15 protein-coding genes are annotated in these 18,567 nt (G+C 73.8%); 9 read left to right on the plus strand and 6 right to left on the minus strand.

The genetic code is table 11. The features are described 5' to 3' along the window. Window positions 1–149 precede the first annotated feature (149 nt). The 5 genes from P2H44_RS17210 to P2H44_RS17230 all read left to right on the plus strand — a co-directional run bounded on the left by P2H44_RS17210 (window position 150) and on the right by P2H44_RS17230 (window position 5,931). A complete protein-coding gene (locus P2H44_RS17210) occupies window positions 150–1,421 on the plus strand; it encodes a glycosyltransferase family protein (protein WP_345799006.1) in 1,272 nt (423 codons plus the stop codon). A gap of 175 nt (window positions 1,422–1,596) precedes the next feature. Further along, window positions 1,597–2,889 carry a glycosyltransferase gene (locus P2H44_RS17215; protein ID WP_275765306.1) on the plus strand — a complete coding sequence of 431 codons (1,293 nt, stop codon included), beginning with the start codon at window positions 1,597–1,599 and terminating at the stop codon, window positions 2,887–2,889. Continuing rightward, complete coding sequence (locus P2H44_RS17220; protein ID WP_275765307.1) at window positions 2,886–4,001, plus strand: glycosyltransferase; 1,116 nt, start codon at window positions 2,886–2,888, stop codon at window positions 3,999–4,001. The genes P2H44_RS17215 and P2H44_RS17220 overlap by 4 nt, the downstream gene beginning before the upstream one ends. Before the next feature lie 230 nt (window positions 4,002–4,231). After that, a complete protein-coding gene (locus P2H44_RS17225) occupies window positions 4,232–4,810 on the plus strand; it encodes a histidine phosphatase family protein (protein WP_275765308.1) in 579 nt (192 codons plus the stop codon). Further along, the gene (locus P2H44_RS17230; RefSeq protein ID WP_275765309.1) at window positions 4,807–5,931 is read left to right on the plus strand and encodes a glycosyltransferase family protein; all 1,125 of its coding nucleotides are present in this window, start codon (window positions 4,807–4,809) and stop codon (window positions 5,929–5,931) included. The genes P2H44_RS17225 and P2H44_RS17230 overlap by 4 nt, the downstream gene beginning before the upstream one ends. Before the next feature lie 15 nt (window positions 5,932–5,946). On the opposite strand, the gene P2H44_RS17235 is transcribed toward P2H44_RS17230, so the two are convergent. The 5 genes from P2H44_RS17235 to P2H44_RS17255 all read right to left on the minus strand — a co-directional run bounded on the left by P2H44_RS17235 (window position 5,947) and on the right by P2H44_RS17255 (window position 13,308). Next, window positions 5,947–7,104 (minus strand): ABC transporter permease, encoded by a 1,158-nt coding sequence (locus tag P2H44_RS17235; protein WP_275765684.1) that lies wholly within the window; start codon window positions 7,102–7,104, stop codon window positions 5,947–5,949. A 41-nt stretch (window positions 7,105–7,145) separates the two neighbouring features. Continuing rightward, entirely contained in the window at window positions 7,146–8,168 is a 1,023-nt protein-coding gene (locus P2H44_RS17240; RefSeq protein ID WP_275765311.1) for an ABC transporter permease, read from the minus strand. Between the two features lie 171 nt (window positions 8,169–8,339). Next, window positions 8,340–10,280 carry an ABC transporter substrate-binding protein gene (locus P2H44_RS17245; RefSeq protein ID WP_275765313.1) on the minus strand — a complete coding sequence of 647 codons (1,941 nt, stop codon included), beginning with the start codon at window positions 10,278–10,280 and terminating at the stop codon, window positions 8,340–8,342. Next, entirely contained in the window at window positions 10,277–12,157 is a 1,881-nt protein-coding gene (locus tag P2H44_RS17250; RefSeq protein ID WP_275765315.1) for an ABC transporter ATP-binding protein, read from the minus strand. Before P2H44_RS17250 ends, P2H44_RS17245 begins: the two co-directional genes overlap by 4 nt. A 350-nt stretch (window positions 12,158–12,507) precedes the next feature. Then, window positions 12,508–13,308: an alpha/beta hydrolase gene (locus tag P2H44_RS17255; RefSeq protein WP_275765316.1), complete on the minus strand. Its 801-nt coding sequence runs from the start codon at window positions 13,306–13,308 to the stop codon at window positions 12,508–12,510. Window positions 13,309–13,471: 163 nt separating this feature from the next. Here P2H44_RS17255 and P2H44_RS17260 point away from each other — a divergent pair, with 163 nt between their 5' ends. After that, on the plus strand, window positions 13,472–14,599 hold the full coding sequence (locus P2H44_RS17260) for a glycosyltransferase family 4 protein (protein WP_275765318.1): 1,128 nt from the start codon (window positions 13,472–13,474) through the stop codon (window positions 14,597–14,599). A gap of 156 nt (window positions 14,600–14,755) precedes the next feature. Here P2H44_RS17260 and P2H44_RS17265 read toward each other — a convergent pair whose 3' ends face one another. Continuing rightward, the gene (locus tag P2H44_RS17265) at window positions 14,756–15,262 is read right to left on the minus strand and encodes a GNAT family N-acetyltransferase (protein WP_275765320.1); all 507 of its coding nucleotides are present in this window, start codon (window positions 15,260–15,262) and stop codon (window positions 14,756–14,758) included. A 288-nt stretch (window positions 15,263–15,550) separates the two neighbouring features. On the opposite strand from P2H44_RS17265, the gene thrS reads away from it, so the two are divergent. The 3 genes from thrS to P2H44_RS17280 all read left to right on the plus strand — a co-directional run bounded on the left by thrS (window position 15,551) and on the right by P2H44_RS17280 (window position 18,528). Continuing rightward, the gene (gene thrS, locus P2H44_RS17270) at window positions 15,551–17,557 is read left to right on the plus strand and encodes a threonine--tRNA ligase (RefSeq protein WP_275765322.1); all 2,007 of its coding nucleotides are present in this window, start codon (window positions 15,551–15,553) and stop codon (window positions 17,555–17,557) included. Window positions 17,558–17,780: 223 nt separating this feature from the next. Continuing rightward, on the plus strand, window positions 17,781–18,185 hold the full coding sequence (locus P2H44_RS17275; RefSeq protein WP_275765323.1) for a hypothetical protein: 405 nt from the start codon (window positions 17,781–17,783) through the stop codon (window positions 18,183–18,185). Between the two features lie 64 nt (window positions 18,186–18,249). Next, the gene (locus P2H44_RS17280) at window positions 18,250–18,528 is read left to right on the plus strand and encodes a hypothetical protein (protein WP_275765325.1); all 279 of its coding nucleotides are present in this window, start codon (window positions 18,250–18,252) and stop codon (window positions 18,526–18,528) included. The last annotated feature ends 39 nt before the right edge of the window (window positions 18,529–18,567 follow it).

An 18,567-nucleotide genomic window follows, 5' to 3' on the forward strand; every position in this document is an offset into this window, starting at 1 on the left:
TTCCCGTTCCGCGACCCTTCCGGTTCCTCCGGCGCAGGCGCGGCACGAGGGACGGGCCCCCGCGCCCGCGACGGCCGCTCGGGCGCAGGCGCGCGGGGCGTCCTGCGCGACCGCGGCGGCCTGGCGGAAACCGGGAGCGCATCCAGCCCATGACGGCGCCCGCCCATGATGGATCCTTCCCCGGCGCCGTCTGGCCCGGGCGCGGTCGCCCCGACGGCGGCCGCCGCGTCCTGTTCTACAGCCACGACACCTTCGGCCTGGGCCACCTGCGGCGCGCGCGCACGCTGGCCTCGGCGCTGACCAGCCGCGACGAGTCGCTCAGCGCCCTGATCCTCACCGGCTCGCCCATCGCCGGGCGGTTCGACTTTCCCGACCGCGTCGACCACGTGCGCCTGCCGGGCGTGGTGAAGCTGGCGGACGGGGACTACGCCTCCCACAACCTCGGGATGCCGATCGACGAGACGGTGCGCCTGCGCGCGGCGATCATCGAGGCGACCGAGCAGGCCTTCGACCCCGAGCTGCTGATCGTCGACAAGGAGGCCTGGGGCTTCCGCAACGAGATGGCCGGCGCGCTGGCCGCCGCCCGCCGGCGCGGGGCGCGGATCGTGCTGGGGGTGCGCGACGTGCTCGACGACCCCCGCCACCTGGCCGAGGAGTGGCGCCGCAAGGGGCATGCCGAGGCGATCCGGCGCTATTTCGACGAGATCTGGGTCTACGGCCTGCCCGAGGTCTGCCGCCCGCTGGAGGGGCTGGACCTGGACTCCGACGTGCTCGACCGGGTGGTCTACACCGGCTACCTGCGCCGCGACGCGCCCGACTGGCCCTCGGACGTCGGCCTCGCGCCGCCCGACAAGCCCTATGTGCTGGTCACCACCGGCGGCGGCGGCGACGGCGAGGGGCTGGTCGACTGGACCCTGTCGGCCTACGAGGCGGACCTGACCCTCGCCCCCCACGCGGTGATCGTCTACGGCCCGTTCCTGCATGCCGAGAAGCGCGCCGAGTTCGACCGCCGCGCGCTGGCCCTGAAGGGAAGGGTGACCGCGCTGAGCTTCGACAGCCGCATCGAGCGCCTGCTGGCCGAGAGCGCGGGCATCATCGCCATGGGCGGCTACAACACGTTCTGCGAGATCCTGAGCCTCGACAAGCCGGCGGTGATCGCGCCCCGCACCCGTCCCCGGCTGGAGCAGTACATCCGCGCCGAGGCGGCCGAACGCCTGGGCCTGGCGCGGATGCTGCTGCCCGAGCGCGACGGCCGCGGGCCCGAGGCGATGGCCGCCGCGATCCGGGGCCTCGCCGACCAGCCGCCGCCCTCGGCGGTGCGCATCCCGGGGCTGCTCGACGGGCTCGAGGGCGTCGCGGAGCGGGCCGCGAAGGCCTTCGGCGCCGCCCGGCGCAACGCCGCGCGGCGCGCGGCGGGCTGATCCTCCTTCGTCTTCCGTCCGGGCGCCGTCCTCGCGCAGGCGCCGCGTCCCGGTCGCGCCCGGCCCCCGCCGTGCGCCCGCGGCGCGGGGCGCCGGGATCGCCCGGGGCGGCCGTCTCCCGCGGCGAGGCGCGCGCCCCTGTCCTTTCGCCCGCGCCCGGTCTAGACCTTCGGCGATGACCCAGACCGCCCGATCCGACGCGCCCGCCCCCTCGCCCGCCCCCCGGCTCGCGGTGGTCGTGAAGGGCTATCCGCGCCTGTCCGAGACCTTCGTGGCCCAGGAGCTGCTGGCGCTGGAGGCGCGCCGCTTCGGCTTCGAGATCTGGTCCCTGCGCCATCCCTACGACGACCGCACCCACCCGCTGCACGACCGCATCCGGGCGCGCCCGCGCTACCTGCCCGAATATCTCTACCAGGAGCCGCTGCGCGTGCTGCGCGGCTGGCGGCGGGCCCGGCGCCTGCCCGGCTATCGCGCGGCGCTGCGCGCCTGGCTGCGGGACTGGCGGCGCGACCCCACCCCCAACCGCGGCCGGCGCTTCGGCCAGGCGCTGGTGCTGGCCGCGGAGCTGCCGGAGGAGACCCGCGGCGTCTACGTGCATTTCCTGCACACGCCCGGCTCGGTCGCGCGCTACGCAGCGACGATGCGGGGGCTGCCCTGGGCGGTCTCTGCCCACGCCAAGGACATCTGGACCATTCCCGACTGGGAGAAGGCCGAGAAGCTGGCCGAGGCCGCCTTCGCGGTGACCTGCACCGGCTCGGGCGCCGCCGAGCTGCGCCGCCTCGCGCCCGCGCAGGAGCGGGTGGGGCTGGTCTACCACGGCCTCGACCTGACCCGCTTCCCCCCGCCGCCGGAGCGGACGCCGGGCGCCGGGCCGCTGCGGCTGCTCTCGGTCGGGCGGCTGGTGGCCAAGAAGGGCTACGACGACCTGCTCGACGCGCTTGCGCGCCTGCCGGCGGGCGTCGAGTGGCGCTTCGACCACATCGGGGGCGGGGACCTGAAGGCCCCGCTGGCCGAGCGGGCGAAGACGCTGGGCCTCGACGGGCGGATCCGCTGGCTGGGCAAGAAGGACCAGACCGAGGTGGTGGCGGCGATGCGGGAGGCGGACCTGTTCGTGCTGCCGTCCAAGATCGCCGACGACGGGGACCGCGACGGGCTGCCCAACGTGCTGATGGAGGCCGCCTCCCAGCGCCTGCCGATCCTGTCGACCGCCGTCTCGGCTATCCCGGAGTTCGTGCGCGACGGGCGCGAGGGGCGGCTGGTCCCGCCCGGCGATCCGGAGGCGCTGGCCGCGGCGATCGAGGCGATCGCGGCGGACCGCGCCGGGGCGCTCTCGATGGCCGAAGCGGCGCTCGCGCGCCTGCGCGCCGAGTTCGGGATGGAGGCGGGGATCGACGCGCTGTCCTCCCGGCTGGAGGCGATGGGCGTGGCGCCGGCCGCCGTCTCCGCCCCGAGCGCGGCCGCGGAATGACCGGGCCGGCGGGCGGGGGAGGGCCGCGCGTCGCCTTCCACGCGCCGATGAAGCCGCCCGAGCATCCCAACCCCTCGGGCGACCGGCGCATCGCCCGGCTGACCCTCCAGGCGCTGGAGCGGGCGGGCTTCGCGCCCTTCGTCGCCTCCAAGCTGCGCACGCTGGAGATGGAGGGGAGCGCGGAGGCCCAGGCGGCGCTGATGCGCGCCGCCGAGGCCGAGGCCGCGCGCCTGGTCGAGACCCTGCGCGCCGATCCCCCGGCCCTGTGGTTCACCTATCACTCCTACTGGAAGGCGCCCGACCTGATCGGCCCGCCGGTCTGCGCGGCGCTGGGCCTGCCTTACGTGATCTCGGAGCCGATCCACGCCGCGAAGCGCCGCGAGGGTCCCTGGGCGGGGTTCGCGGCCGCCGCCGAGCGCTCGCTCGCCGCCGCCGACCTGCTGTTGTGGTCCACCGCGCGGGACCTGCCGAGCCTGCGCCGCCTGCCGGGCGCGCGGCTGGAGGAGCTGGCGCCTTTCATCGACCTCGGCCCCGCGCCGGCGCCGCGGGAGATCGCGCAGGGGCCGCTGCGGCTGCTGGCGGTGGCGATGATGCGGCCGGGGGACAAGCGCGCCTCCTACGCCGCGCTCGCCGCCGCGTTGACCCGGCCGGAGGCCCCGCGGGCGGGGCTGGAGGTGATCGGCGACGGGGCGGAGCGCGCGGGCGTCGAGGCGATGTTCGCCCCGCTCGGCCCCCGCGTGCGCTTCCGGGGCGCCGAGACCGATCCCGCCCGCCTGCGTGCGGCGATGGAGGCCGCCGACCTGCTGGTCTGGCCCGGCGTCAACGAAGGCTTCGGGATGGTCTACCTCGAGGCGCTGGCCGCGGGCCTGCCGGCGCTGGCCGAGGATCGACCCGGCCCGCGCCATGTCCTGCCCGCGCCCCCCGACGGCCCGCCCCTGCCGCCCCCCGACGACCCCGCCGCCTTCGCCGCGGCGCTGGTCGCGCTGGATGCGGATCGGACGCGGTTGGCGGAGATGCGCGCGAGCGCCCGCGCCCATGCCGAGGCGCGCAACGGCCTCGACGCCGCCGCGGCCCGGCTGCGGGCCCTGCTGGGGCCGCTGATCGCGCGCTGAGGGGGGGCGCGCGGAGCCGCGGCGCCCCCATCGCGTCGCGCCTCCGGTCGCGCCCGGGCAGGGGCGATCAAGGCGAGGTCGTCCCTGCATGGGGCCCCCCGTGCCCCCCTGGCGCTTCCGCGGCCGAGGCCCGGTCGACGCGGGGCGGGGGGGCGGCTATGCAGGGGCGGCCCGGCGTCCTGCCGGGGGTCGCGGGCGCGCCCGCGATGCGCTCGACCCGAAGGACCGCCGTGCAGATCGCCCTCCTCCGCCATTTCCCCACCGACTGGAACGCCGAAGGGCGGCTGCAGGGGCGCACCGACGTGCCGCTCTCGGCCGAGGGGCGGGCGGAGCTGGCCCTGCGCCGCCTGCCGGAGGCCTGGCGCGACCGGCCGATCCTGTGCTCCCCCCTCTCCCGCGCGCGGGAGACGGCGGAGACCCTCGCCGAGGGGCGCGAGGTGCGCATCGACGAGCGGCTGCTGGAGATGGACATGGGCGAGTGGGAAGGGCGCCACGGCCCCGAGCTGATCGCCGATCCCGACTGCGCCTACGGCCCCGTCGAGGGCTGGGGCATGGAGTTCCGCGCCCCGGGCGGCGAGGGGCCGGCCGACATGTTCGCCCGCCTCGCGCCCCTCTTCGCCGAACTGCGCGAACCCACCCTGCTGGTCACCCACCGCGGCCTGATGCGCGCGGCCCTCGCGATGGCGACGGGCTGGCGCTACGAGGGGCCGGAGACCTTCCGCATCAAGCGCTTCGCCCTGCATCCGGTGACGCTGGAGGGCGGCCGCCCCGTCGCCGTGGGCACGCCCGAGAAGCTGCCCCTGCGATGAGCGCGCCCCGCATCGCCCTGCTGGTCACTCACCTGATGGGCTCGGGCCACCTGGTGCGCACGCTGACGCTGGCGCGCGCGCTGGCGGCGCAGGGGGCGGACCCGCTGGTGATCTCGGGCGGGCGGCCGCTGGGCCATGTCGAGGCGGGCGGCGTGCGGCTCGCGCAGCTTCCGCCGCTCAGCTCCAACGGGCTCGACTACCGCACCCTGCTGGACGACGCGGGCGCCCCCGCCTCCGACGCCTACCGGGCGGAGCGCGAGGCCCGGCTGGTCGAGTTGATCCGCGCCGAGACGCCGGCGGCGCTGGTGACCGAGCTTTATCCGCTGGGGCGGCGCAACCTGGAGGCCGAGTTCCGCGCCGCCATCGCGGCCCTGCCGCCGGGGGCGCGGCTGATCGGCTCGGTCCGCGACGTGATGGAGCCGCCCTCGAAGGCCAAGCGCGTGGCGCAGGGGCTGGAGCGGCTGGCGCCCTTCGACGCGCTGCTGGTGCATGGCGACCCGGAGGTGATCCCGCTGGCGGCGAGCTGGCCCGGCGACGGGACCTGGCCCGAGGCGCTGGCGCGCCGCGTGCGCTACGCGGGCTATGCGGTCGACCCGGCCCCCCCGCGCACGGCGGGGCCGGGCGAGGGCGAGGTGCTGGTCGCGACCGGCGGCGGCGCGATCGGGCGCCGGCTGCTGGAGGTCGCGGCGCGGGCCTCGGCCCTCTCGGACCTGCCCTGGCGGCTGCGCGTCGGGGGCGCCGACGCGGCCGGGGCGGTCGCGGCGCTGAGCGCGCTGGGCCCCGCGGCGGTGGAGCCCGCCGCCCCCGACTTCCGCGCCCGACTGTCGCGCGCCGCCGCGGCGGTCACGCTCTGCGGCTACAACACCGCCGTCGAGGCCGCGCTGTCGGGCACGCCCACCCTGCTGGTCCCGATGGAGGAGGGCGGGGAGCGCGAGCAGCTGATCCGGGCCGAGGCCTTCGCCCGCCTTCCGGAGATCGAGACCGCCCGCATCGGCGCGCTGACGCCCGAGGGGCTGGCGGAACGCGTCGCCGCGCTCGCCGCCCAGCCGCGCCGCGCGGCGCCGATCAAGGCCGACGGCGGCGCCGAGGCGGCGCGGATCGTGCTCGAGACGCTGGCGTAGGGCGCGCCCCGCCCCTTACGAGTAAGGATCCAGCGCGTCGCGCAGGCCGTCGCCCAGGAAGTTGAAGGCGAGCACCACCATGATCACCGGGATCATCGGGGCGAGCAGCCACGGGTAGATCTCGACCGCGGTCAGGTCGAGCGCGTCGTTCAGCATCAGCCCCCAGCTCACCGCCGGCGGACGCAGGCCCAGGCCCAGCAGCGACAGCGCCGTCTCGCCCAGGATCATCGTGGGGATCGAGAGCGTGGCCGAGGCGACCAGGTGGCTCATGAAGTTCGGCATCATGTGCGAGCCCACGATGCGGGTCGTCGAGGCGCCCATCAGCTCGGCCGCGCGCACGTAGTCCTCCTCGCGCAGGCTGAGGAACTTGGAGCGCACGGCGCGGGCGAGGCCGGGCCAGTCGAGCAGGCCGAGGATCACCGAGATCATGAAGAACACCGCGACCGGCCCCCAGTTGGCGGGGATCGCGGCGGAAAGGGCGAGCCAGATCGGCAGCTCGGGCATCGAGCGGATGATCTCGATCGAGCGTTGCACCACGGCGTCGAACCAGCCGCCGAAATAGCCCGCGAACCCGCCCAGCACCATGCCGATGCCGAAGCTGATCGCCACGCCGATCAGGCCCACGGTCAGCGAGAGCTGCGCGCCGAACATGATGCGGCTGTGGATGTCGCGGCCCAGCCGGTCGGAGCCCAGCAGGAACAGGTCCGCGCCCTCGGGCGGGCAGATCAGGCGGAAGCGGCTCTCGGCCAGGCCCAGCAGGGTCCAGGGATCGCCGCAGGTGGTCAGCCAGCGGATCGGCCGGGGATCGTCGTAGTCGCTTTCGAAATCGGGCTGGAAGGTCTCCATGTTGATGGTCGAGACCATCGGGTAGGTGACCGCGAGATGCCCGTTCACGAACCAGTCCACCTCCTGCGGGGGGGCGTAGATCGCGTCGGCGTTGCGGGTGGCGGGCGCATAGGGCGCGAGGAACCCCACGAAGGGCAGGGCGAGGTAGATCAGCAGCAGGTAGAGGCCCGAGATCACCGCCAGCCGGTGCCGGAAGAAGCGCCGGAAGATCAGCGTGGTGGTCGAGGCGTCGAGGTCCTTGCGCTCCAGCGCCTGCAGGTCGGCCTCGGCGTCCCAGGGCTCGTCCGAGACCCAGTGGCTGTCGAGGTCTCCGCCCGAGCGGCCCAGCGCATGCGGATCGCCCGCGTCGTGATCGTAGCCCTGGCGGCTCACCGGCGCCTCCCCGAAAAGCGGATGCGCGGATCGAGCACGGCCAGCAGCAGGTCGGAGACCAGCATCCCCACCAGGGTCAGGATCGAGACGAACAGCAGGATGAAGCCCGAGAGGAAATAGTCCTGGCTGCGCAGCGCCGAGAGCAGGATCGGACCGATGGTCTGCAGGCCCATGACCAGCGACACGAGGACCGAGCCGGAGACGAGGCTGGGCAGCAGGTTGCCGATGTCGGCCACGAACGGGTTCAGCGCCATGCGCAGCGGATAGCGGGTGATGGTCGTGACCTTGCCCACCCCCTTGGCCCGCGCGGTGGTGACGTAGGGCTTGCCGAGCTCGTCCAGCAGGTTCGCGCGCAGGCGGCGGACCATGGCGGCCATGCCCGAGGTCCCGATGACGATGATCGGCACGATCATGTGCAGCAGGATGTCGCCGAGCTTGGCGAAGCTCATCGGCTGGTCGACGTATTCCTTGCCCATCAGGCCGCCGACCGGGATCCCGAACCACTGCGCGCCCTTGTGATAGAGGATCAGCGCCAGCAGGAAGTTGGGCGTGGCGAGGCCGATGTAGCCCACGAAGGTGGCCGCGTAGTCGATCCAGGTGTTCGCGCGCACGGCGGCGATCGCGCCCAGCGGCAGGGCCACGATGTAGACGAAGAGGATCGTGAAGAAGTTCAGCGCGATCGTCATGTAGAGCGCTTCGCCCACGATCTCGGACACCGGCTTGTCGAGCTCGAAGCTCCAGCCCAGGTTGCCCTGCACGATGCCCGAGAAGCCGTTGGGCCCGGGCCAGAAGCCCATCCAGATCAGGTATTGCTCCCACATCGGGCGGTCGAGCGCGTATTCCTTCATCAGGAACTCGGCCTTGGCGACCGAGGCGCTTTCGCCCGAGGCGCGGAGCTGCTGGATCTGGTTCGACAGCACGTCGCCCGGCGGCAGGTTCACGATCCAGAAGATCAGGATCGAGACCAGCAGCAGGGTCCACAGCATGGTCCAGCAGCGGCGGACGAGGTAGCGCGCCATCTCAGCCCCCCTTCGCCGCGGGGACGGCGGGACGGACGCTCGCGCTGCGCGCGACGCCCCGCCCGCCATCCCCGGCGCCCCTCGCCGCACGCGGGCGGCGCAGGACGGGGGACCGTTCGGGCCGACGGGCGCGGGCGCGGGTCGGACAGGGAAGACCGGGGGCCAGGACCATCATTCGACGAAGAAGAACTCGTCCACGCGGTGCACGCCGAGGTGGGCGCCCGGCTCCCAGGCGTAGATCGCCTTCTGGGGCACGTTGCGCAGCCGGTTCGAGACGATGATCGGCTGCGGCGCGGCCGAGACCAGCCCGATGGCGAAGATCTGGTCGGCGTGGATGTCGAGCATCTCGTTCCAGGCGGCGGCCTGGCGTTCCTCGTCGGGGGAGGCCTGCCATTCCTTGTAGAGCTCCAGCAGGCGCTGGGCGGGCTCGATCTGCGGGGGCTCGCCGGCGGCGCCCTTGGTCTGCCAGTGCTGGCCCCACATCGGCCAGGAGAAGTTGGCCTGGTCCACGGGCGCGAGGTCGTCGGGCGGCGAGGAGGGCGTGGGGATGCCGTTGTTCCAGCCGTACCACACCGGCATCATCGAGGCGCCCTGGTAGGCGGAGTTGCGCAGGATGTCGCGATCCAGCGGGCGGAAGATCAGCTTCACGCCGATCAGCCGCCAGCTTTCGGCGACCAGCTCCAGCGCGTCGGATTCCTCGGTCCGCTCGCCCGCCGTCTCGACCACCAGCTCCAGCCGCCGGCCGTCGGGCAGCTTGCGGGTGCCGTCGCCGTCCTTCTGGTCGAGGCCCAGCGCGTCGAGCATCGCGTTGGCCTTGTCGACGTCGTGCTCGGCCCAGGCCTTGGCGCGCGCCTCGGTGAAGAAGGGGCTCTGCTCGAGGGGAGCGACGGCGCGCTCCTTCGCGAGGCCGTAGAACAGGCTCTTGTTGATCGCCCGGCGGTCGATCCCCAGCGACAGGGCGCGGCGGAAGTCGGCGGTGCGGAACAGCTCCTGGAAGGCCGGGTCCTCGTAGTTGAGGTTGGGGTAGAGCGCGATCTCGGAGGCGGCGCCGTTGGTCCACAGGTAGGTGGTGTAGTTCCCCGTCTTCTCGCCCTTCTTCAGCACCGGCGCGTCGGAGAAGGTGAGCGTGCGGATCTGCAGGTCGCTCTCGCCCAGGGTGACCTTGGAGGCGACGAGGCCCGCGGCCGCGATCTCGGCCTCGACCGTGTCGATGTAAGGCAGCTGCACGCCCTTCGCGTCGACCCGGTGGTAGTAGGGATTGCGCTCGAGCACGTAGCGCTGGCCGTTGGGCTCGGTCGTGTTCACCCAGGGCTGCAGGGTCGGCAGCTCCGGGTTGTCGAAATTGTACATGTTGTCCAGCTTGTTATGAAGCTGGGCCCAGTTGCGCGACCGGGTCTGGCGCAGCATCTGGGAAAGCTCTTCCTTGTCCGTGTAGGCCTCGTGGAACTTCTTCATGAAGTGCGAGGGACGGTAGATGAAGGGCGGGCGCGCCTGCGCCAGCGCCGGCAGGAAGCGGGGGTTGGGGCTCGCCCATTCGAAGCGGATCTCGGTCTCGGAGACCACGGTCACCCGGGGCGCCTGGCCGTCGACCAGCAGCAGGGCGGGCGGGCCCGCGGGGACCAGCTGCTCGTTGTTGGCCACGTCCTCCCACCAGTAGCGGAAATCCTCGGTGGTGAAGGGCGCGCCGTCGGACCACTTGTGACCCTTGCGCAGATGCAGGGTGAAGATCCGCCCGTCCTCGACCACCACGTCGCGCAGGATGTCGGGGGTGAGGTTGTAGTCGTGGTCGAAGCCCACCAGCCGGGCGTAGCCGTAGACCACCATGTAGCGGATGTCGCGCGCGCGGGTGAAGATCGTGCGCAGCGTGCCGCCCGCCTTGCCGAACTCTCGGCCCTTCTCGGCGAGGTCGACGACCAGCGGCTCCTGCGGCAGGCGCTCGTTCACCGGGGGCAGCTCGCCGGCGGCCACGCGCTCCTTGAACAGGGCGGGCTCGATCGCGTCGAGCGCCCGCGCCGGTCCCGCGGCCAGCGCGAAGATCGAGGCGGCGGCGGCGGCCAGCCCCTCGCGGCGCGTCAGTCGGAGCTCGGGGAAGCGGGTCCGGCGTCGGGTCATGCGGCGCACCTTACGAAATGTCCGGGCTCAACTTCCTGGAGGCCGGGCGCCTGGTCGTCCGAGCCGTAGCCGAAAGGCTCCGGCCAGGTGTCGGGCGCGCCGGCGCCGCGCGCGACGGCGGCGAGGTCGAGACGGCGGGAGAGGTCGGGTTCAGGCGACGCCGCGATCAGCGCCTTGGTGTAGGGGTGCCGCGGGTCCTGGAAAAGGAGGGTCGCGGGCCCCTGCTCGACGATCCGGCCGCGGCGCATCACCGCCACCCGGTCCGCGAGATCGGCCACCACCGTCAGGTCGTGGCTGATGAAGAGGTAGCTCAGCCCCAGCTCGTCGCGCAGGTCCTTGAGCAGCGCCAGCACCTGCGCCTGCACCGAGACGTCGAGCGCCGAGGTCGGCTCGTCGCAGACCAGCAGTTCGGGCTGCAAGGCCAGCGCGCGGGCGATCGAGATGCGCTGCCGCTGGCCGCCGGAGAAGGCGTGGGGGAAGCGGGAGAGATGTTCGGGGGAAAGCCCCACCTGGCGCATCAGCTCGGCCGCGCGCTCGCGCCGTTCGCGGTCGGCGCCGCGGTGGTGGACGCGCAGGGGCTCGGTCAGGATGTCCATCACCGCCATGCGCGGGCTGAGCGAGGCGTACGGGTCCTGGAAGACGATCTGCACCTTGGAGCGGAAGTTCTTCAGCGCCTCGCCCGACAGCTGGGTGACGTCGACGGTCTTGCCGTCGGCGCCCTTGAAGCCGACCTCGGCGCCGGGATCGGGCTCCTCCGCGCGCAGCATCAACTTGGCGATGGTCGACTTGCCCGAGCCGCTCTCGCCCACGATGGCCAACGTCTCGCCGCGGCCGACCGCGAGCTCGACGTCCTGCACCGCCTTCACGTCGGGGGGCGGGGCGCCGAAGCCCTTGCGGCGGCCGGGGTAGGTCTTGGAGAGGTTCTTGGCCCAGAAGATCGGGTCGTTCACCCCGCCGCGGCGCACCGGCTTGCCCTCGGGCAGTTCCGGCGCAGCGGCGATCAGGGCCTTGGTGTAGCCGTGGCCCGGACGCTCGAGGATGTCCTTGACGGGCCCCGCCTCGACCACCCGGCCCTTGCGCATCACCGTCACCCGGTCGGCCATGTTGGCGACCACGCCCAGGTCATGCGTGACCAGGATCACAGACAGGCCCATCTCTTTCTGCAATTGCTTGATCAGGTCGAGGACCTGGGCCTGGGTGGTGACGTCGAGCGCGGTGGTCGGCTCGTCGGCGATCATCAGGTCGGGCTTGCAGACCATGGCCATGGCGATCATCGCGCGCTGGCGCAGGCCGCCGGAGAGTTCGAACGGATAGGCCGACCAGGCGCGGTTGGGGTCGGGGAATCCGACCTGGTCGAAGATCTCGAGGCAGCGCTCCTTCGCCGCCGCGCCGCGCAGCGAGGAGTGGAGGCGCACCACCTCCTCGGTCTGGGCGCCGACGGTGTGGAGCGGGGAGAGGGAGCTCATCGGCTCCTGGAAGATCATCGAGATGCGCCCGCCGCGGATGGCGCGCAGCTCGGGGCCGGGAAGGGAGAGCAGGTCCACCGGCGCGCGGTCGGGCAGGTGGAAGCGCGCCTCGCCGCCGGTGACCCAGGCGCCCTTGGGCAGGATGCGCAGCAGCGCCTTGCCCGACACGGTCTTGCCCGAGCCGCTCTCGCCCACGATGGCCAGCGTCTCGCCCCGGCGGACCGAGAAGGCGACGTCGGAGACGACCTCCATCGCCATGCGGCCGTGGCCGAAGGAGACGGAGAGGCCGGACACCTCGAGCAGGGGGGGACGCGGGGACGGCGCGGCGCCGCTGGACGCGGGCGCGCGATCAGGCTCGGCGGCGGCCATGGCCGGCCGGCCGTCGGGCGTCTCGGGCGGTTCGCTCCCCACTTGTCCTCCCTCTCGCCTTTCCGCTGCGCCCGCGGAGAATGGCCGGGCGGGGACGATAGGGCAACAGGTTTGGTGAACAAGACCCTGCGGCGGCGCGCGTCCGTCGCGCCGCCGCGACGCCCGCCGGGCGCCCCGACGGCGGACGCATGCGGCGCCGCGGACCGCGTCGCGAAGGCCGGGAGCCTGCGCAGGGCGGCTCCGCGCGCCCCGAAAGCCCGCGGCCGCGCGCCGCGCCGGACGATTTCGCCGCCGGCTCAAGCGGCTGCGCGGCGCCGCAACGGCGGGGAGGGGGTGCGCAGAGGTCGCAGGGGAGACCGCGGCCCGGGCGGCCTCGAGGGCCGCGGCGACCCTCAGTCCGCGGCGGCGTGCAGGGCCAGCACCTCGTCGAGCGCGGCCTCGATCAGCGCCAGCTCGGCAGGGCCGGAGAAGCGGTGGTCGGCGTCCTTGACCAGCGTCAGGCGGATGTCGGGCCCGTCGGCGTGGTCGAGCAGGCGCAGCGCCCAGTCGACCGGCACGTCCTCGTCCGCCGTCCCCTGCAGCAGGCGCACCGGGAAGGGCAGGGAGAGGGGCGTGCGCAGCACCAGCTGGGCGCGCCCGTCCTCGATCAGCTTCTGGGTGATGACGTAGGGCTCGTCGGAATATTCCGAGGGCAGCTCGACGCGGCCGGTCTTCGCCATCTCCGCCTTCTGGTCGTCGGTGAAGGCCGCCCACATCCCGTCCTCGGTGAAGTCGGGGGCGGCGGCGATGGTGACCAGGGCGGCCAGCCGCTCGGGCCGGGCGCGGGCGGTCAGCAGGCTGATCCAGCCGCCCATGGAGGAGCCGATCAGCACCTGCGGCCCCTCGGTCAGCGCGTCGAGCGCATCGAGCGCGTCGCGCGCCCAGTCGCCGATGCAGCCGTCCTCGAAGTCGCCGGAGCTCTGGCCGTGGCCCGTGTAGTCGAAGCGCAGGAAGGCGAGGCCCCGGGCGCGGCAGGCGTCCTCGAGGAAGGTGGCCTTGGTGCCGGTCATGTCGGACTTGAAGCCGCCCAGGAACACCACGCCGGGGCGCGCGGCGCCTTCGGCCGACTCGTCGCTCGCGCGGGTCCTGTGGTATGCGATCCTGCGGCCGTCCTCGAGCGCGAGGAAATCCGGGAGGTCAGACGGTTTGGTCATGGATGGAACGGGCTCCGCTTCCAATGCGCGCGCCGGCGGGGCGTCCGGCGATGCGCCCTCCGGCGCGGGGGCGCAGACTACCGCCCCGCGGGGCGATGTCGACCCCGCGGCGGGCGTCGGCGCGGGGAGCGGGACGGCGTCCGCGGCCGGCCGGGGCCCGGTCGTGCTGCAGCTGACGCCGGCGCTCGATGGCGGCGGGGTGGAGCGCGGCACGGTCGAGATCGCGCAGGCGGTGGCGCGCGCCGGCGGCGTGGCGCTCGTCGCCTCGAAGGGCGGTCGGATGGAAAGCGCGCTCGCCCGCGCCGGCGGCCGCCTGATCCGGATGGAGGTGGGGCGCAAGGCCCCCTGGGCGATCCGGGCGAACGCCAAGGCGCTGGCCGAGCTGATCCGGGCCGAGGGGGTGGAGGTGGTTCACGCCCGCTCCCGCGCCCCCGCCTGGGCGGGCTGGTTCGCGGCGAAGGCGACGGGCGTGCCGTTCGTGACCACCTGGCACGGCGTCTACAAGGAGAACTTCCCCGGCAAGTCGCTGTGGAACGGGATCATGGCCCGCGGCCGCCCGGTGATCGCGGTGTCGGAGTTCATCGCGGAGATGATTCGGGTCCGCCATCCCTCGGCCGAGGTGGTGACGATCCCCCGCGGCGCCGACGTGGCGGCCTTCGATCCGGCCGCGATCTCGGGCGCGCGCACGGCGGAGCTGGCCGAGCGCTGGGGCCTGGTCGAGGATCCGCGCCCGGTGGTGATGCTGCCCGGCCGCCTGACCCGCTGGAAGGGCCAGGCGCATTTCATCGACGCCTGCGCGACGCTGCGGGAGCGGCGGGGCGCGGACGACTTCCTGTTCCTGATGGTCGGGGGCGAGCCCGACTCCCCCTACGGCCGCGAGATGGCCGCCCGGATCCGGGAGCGCGGGGTCGAGGGCTGCTGCGCGCTGGCGGGGCATTGCGACGACATGGCCGCGGGGCTGAAGCTGGCCTCGGTGGTGGTGTCGGCCTCGTTGGAGCCGGAGGCCTTCGGGCGCGTGGCGGTCGAGGCGCAGGCCATGGGCCGCCCGGTGATCGCCACCGACCACGGCGGCGCGCGCGAGACGGTCGAGGACGGGCTGACCGGCTGGCGCTATCCGCCCGGCGACGCGCAGGCGCTGGCCGACGCGGTGCAGGCGGCCCTGTCGATGGACGAGAGCGCGCGCGAGCACATGGGTCTGGCGGGACGCACCCGCGTCATGCAGCGCTTCTCGACCGAGGGGATGCAGCGGGCGACGCTGGAGATCTACGACCGGGTGACGGGGCGCGGCTGAGCGGGCGCGCCGCGGTTCTGCGCGCGTCCCCGCCGGCGGCCGGCGGCGGGGGAGGCCCCGGGTCGAGCCCGGGGCGCCTTGCGGCTGGGCGGACGCCCAGTGGACCGCAGGGCGCGCCGGGATGGGGCGCACGCGGCACGCCGCCGGCGTCGTTCCTCAGGCGGCGAGGTCCTCGAGGTCCAGGCGCAGCGTGGCCATGCCGCGGCGGCGGGACAGCTCCTCGTAGCCTGCGGCGCGGTAGGCGTTCAGCGCCGGGGCGTTGTCGAGCTCGACCTTCAGGGTGACGGTGAGGGCGTCGAGCGCCTCGGCGGCCTCGCGCACCAGCTCGGTCATCCGCCGCCCGGCGCCGCCGCGATAGGCGGGGTCGAGGCACAGGTAGGCCAGGTGGCGCACCTCCGGCCCCACGCCCACGCGCAGCGCGAAGAAGCCGACCTCGCGGCCCTGCGGGTCGGTCACGTAGAAGGCGGCGTCGTCGGGATCGCCCAGCCACTTCTCCTGCCATTCGACCGGGTCGAACGGATGGGCGGCGTTGGGGTTCGCCAGCGTCAGGTCGTCGGGGTCGGCCAGCAGGCGGCCCAGCGGCCCGGGATCGGGCGGCAGGCTGCGGCGCAGCGACAGGTCGGGTCCGGCCTCGGCCGGGCGAGGGGCGTGAACGTCGGTCATCGGGGCCTCCGCGGGGTCCGGTTTTAGCGACGGGAGCGGCGCTCGGGCGCCGCGCGCCTCCCATGCCGGGCGGGCGGGACGCAACCGGGCCTGCCGCGGCGTCCCGCATTCCCGAAGCGCTTTCCGCATCGTGGAACCGCGCCCTGCGACGTCGCCCCGCGGACCCGCCTGGCGGCGAAGCGCCCCCGCGGCCCAGCCCTTCCTTGACAGGAAGCCCGCCCCCCATATGGTGCGCGCCACGCGACGCGGGACGGTCCCGCGGCGCCGAAGATCCTTTGGAGACACCCCATGTCCGACGCGCACGCCGCCCGTCCCGAGTCCTCCTCGGTCGAGGCCCGGCAGGTCACCGTGACCCTGCCGGACGGCGCCACGCGGACTATGCCGGCGGGGGCCTCCTCCGCCGACCTCGCCGCCGACATCTCCAAGTCGCTCGCCAAGGCCGCCATCGCGGCCAAGGTCGACGGCAAGCTGACGGACCTGTCGGCGCCGCTTGAGGACGGCGCCCAGGTCGCGCTGGTGACGATGAAGGACGAGGCCGAGGCGCTCGAGCTGGTGCGCCACGACTGCGCGCACATCATGGCGCGCGCGGTGCAGGAGCTGTGGCCGGACGTGAAGGTCACCATCGGCCCGGTGATCGAGAACGGCTGGTACTACGACTTCGACCGCGAGGAGGCGTTCTCGACGGAAGATCTCGAGGCCATCGAGAAGAAGATGCGCGAGATCATCGCCAAGCGCGATCCGGTGCGCACCGAGGTCTGGGAGCGCGAGCGCGCCATCGCCCACTACGAGGGCAATGGCGAGCCTTACAAGGTCGAGCTCGTCGGCATGATCCCCGAGGGGCAGCCGATCCGCATGTACTGGCACGGCGACTGGCAGGACCTCTGCCGCGGCCCGCACCTGGTGCATACGGGGCAGGTGCCCCCCGATGCGTTCAAGCTGATGTCGGTGGCCGGCGCCTACTGGCGCGGCGACCACCGCAACAAGATGCTCCAGCGCATCTACGGCGTGGCCTTCCGCAACCGCCAGGACCTCGACGCCTACCTCCACCAGCTGGAGGAGGCCAAGCGCCGCGACCACCGCAAGATCGGCAAGGAGATGGACCTGTTCCACCTCCAGGACGAGGCGCCGGGCATGGTGTTCTGGCACCCCGACGGGTGGACGGTCTACCGCGCGCTCGAGGACTACATGCGCCGTCGCCTGACCAAGGCGAACTACAAGGAGATCAGGACGCCGCAGGTCGTGGATCGGAAGCTCTGGGAGGCCTCGGGCCACTGGGAGAACTACCACGAGAACATGTTCATCACCGAGATCGACGAGACCTCGGAGGCCGGCGCCCACGCGAACGAGAAGCGCGTGAACGCGCTGAAGCCGATGAACTGCCCCTGCCACGTCCAGGTCTACAACCAAGGCCAGAAGAGCTATCGCGACCTGCCGCTGCGGCTGGCCGAGTTCGGCTCGTGCCATCGCTACGAGTCCTCTGGCTCGATGCACGGGCTTATGCGCGTGCGCGGCTTCACCCAGGACGACGCCCACATCTTCTGCACCGAAGACCAGATCGAGAGCGAGTGCGCCGACTTCATCCAGCTGCTGAGCTCGGTCTACGCCGACCTCGGGTTCGAGAAGTTCGACATCAAGCTCTCGACCCGGCCGGAGCAGCGGGTGGGCTCGGACGAGGTCTGGGACAAGGCCGAGGCGGCGCTGGAGAAGGCGATCCAGGCGCTGGGCCTGCCCTATGAGGTGGACCCGGGCGAGGGCGCCTTCTACGGGCCGAAGCTGGACTTCAAGCTGACCGACGCCATCGGGCGCGAATGGCAGTGCGGCACCTTCCAGGCCGACTTCAACCTGCCGGTGCGGCTGGATGCGGAGTACGTGAACGACGCGGGCGAGAAGGTCCGCCCCGTCATGATGCACCGCGCCATCCTGGGCAGCTTCGAGCGGTTCCTCGGCATCCTGATCGAGAACCACGCCGGCCGCTTCCCGCTGTGGCTCGCCCCCCAGCAGGTGGTGATCGCCACGATCACCTCCGACGCCGACGACTACGCGCAGGAGGCCGCGGCCGCCCTGCGCGCCGTGGGTCTGCGCGCGGTGGCGGACGTCCGCAACGAGAAGATCAACTACAAGGTCCGCGAGCACTCGCTCGCCCACGTGCCCCTGATCCTCGCGGTCGGGCGCAAGGAGGTCGAGGAGCGCACCGTCTCGATCCGCCGCCTGGGCGAGAAGGGGCAGTCGGTGATGCCGCTCGAGGAAGCCGCGGCGATGATCGTCGACGAGGCGACCCCGCCGGACCTGCGCTGACAAGGCCGGGCGCCCGCCGCAGGGCGCCCGCGACCGGACGGCCGAAGCGACCTGCGCCGCCGCGCAGCGGGCATCACGTTCCCGTTGCGCGGCGGCGCTTTTCGTATCCGCGCGTTGAATCCCCGCCGCCCGCCCCCGATCTGCTTCGGGTGCGCTGCGGGGGGACCATCCGCGGACGCGGATGGGACCAGACCGGCGGCGCCCCGCTGCAAGGAGAGGTTCCATGTCCACCCTCAGCCCCGCCCGAGAGCCCTCCGCCCCGGACGCCCGACCTGCCGCCGACCACCCTGCGCCGGAGCCCGACGGCTCCGACCGAAGCGCGCGGGAGACCGCGGCCTTCCGCAAGGCGCTCGAGGACCAGCGCGCCGCCGAGCTTCTGTCCCGCGCCGCCGCCTCCAGCCAGACGCATCCCCACCGCGGCGGCATCGCCCATCCCCACGACGCGGCGGAGGCCGTGGCGGAGGACGAGGACGAGGCCGCGCTGCTGCGCGAGCAGGCCGCCCGCATCGGCGACGGCCGCGCCAGCGCCGGGATGATCGTGTTCGACCGCTCCGGTCACGCCCGCTGGCTGGCGGCCTCCGGCCTCGCCATGGCGGTTCTGGTGGGCGTGTTCCTCGTCCTCGGCTGACGCCCGCGGACCCTCCCGCCGACCCTCCGCTTCGCCCGTCCCGGAAACGATCCTGGAGACCCGAATGACGCGCATCGACCCCCCTCTGCACGCCCCGTCCGCCGCCGCGGCCGCATCGCCGAGAAGCTTCGCGCCCGAGGAGGCGCGCCGCCCGCGCGAACCCGCGCCGAAGGGCGCGCCGGGCGCCGTCTCGGCCCCGGCGGCCGCGAGCGGCCTCGCCGCCGCCGTCGGCGGCGCCCTGGGGCGCGGCCTGTGGCGCGCGACGAAGGTGGCGCTGGGGCTGGCCCTGGGCGCCGCCTCGGCCGTCGCGGCCGCGGCCGCGGCGTTCTCCGCGCTCGCCTGAGCGGCGCGTTGTAGACTGGGGCGCCGGCAGGTCCGGCGC

The organism is Albimonas marina (genome assembly GCF_029223255.1).
Classification (GTDB): Bacteria; Pseudomonadota; Alphaproteobacteria; order Rhodobacterales; family Rhodobacteraceae; genus Albimonas.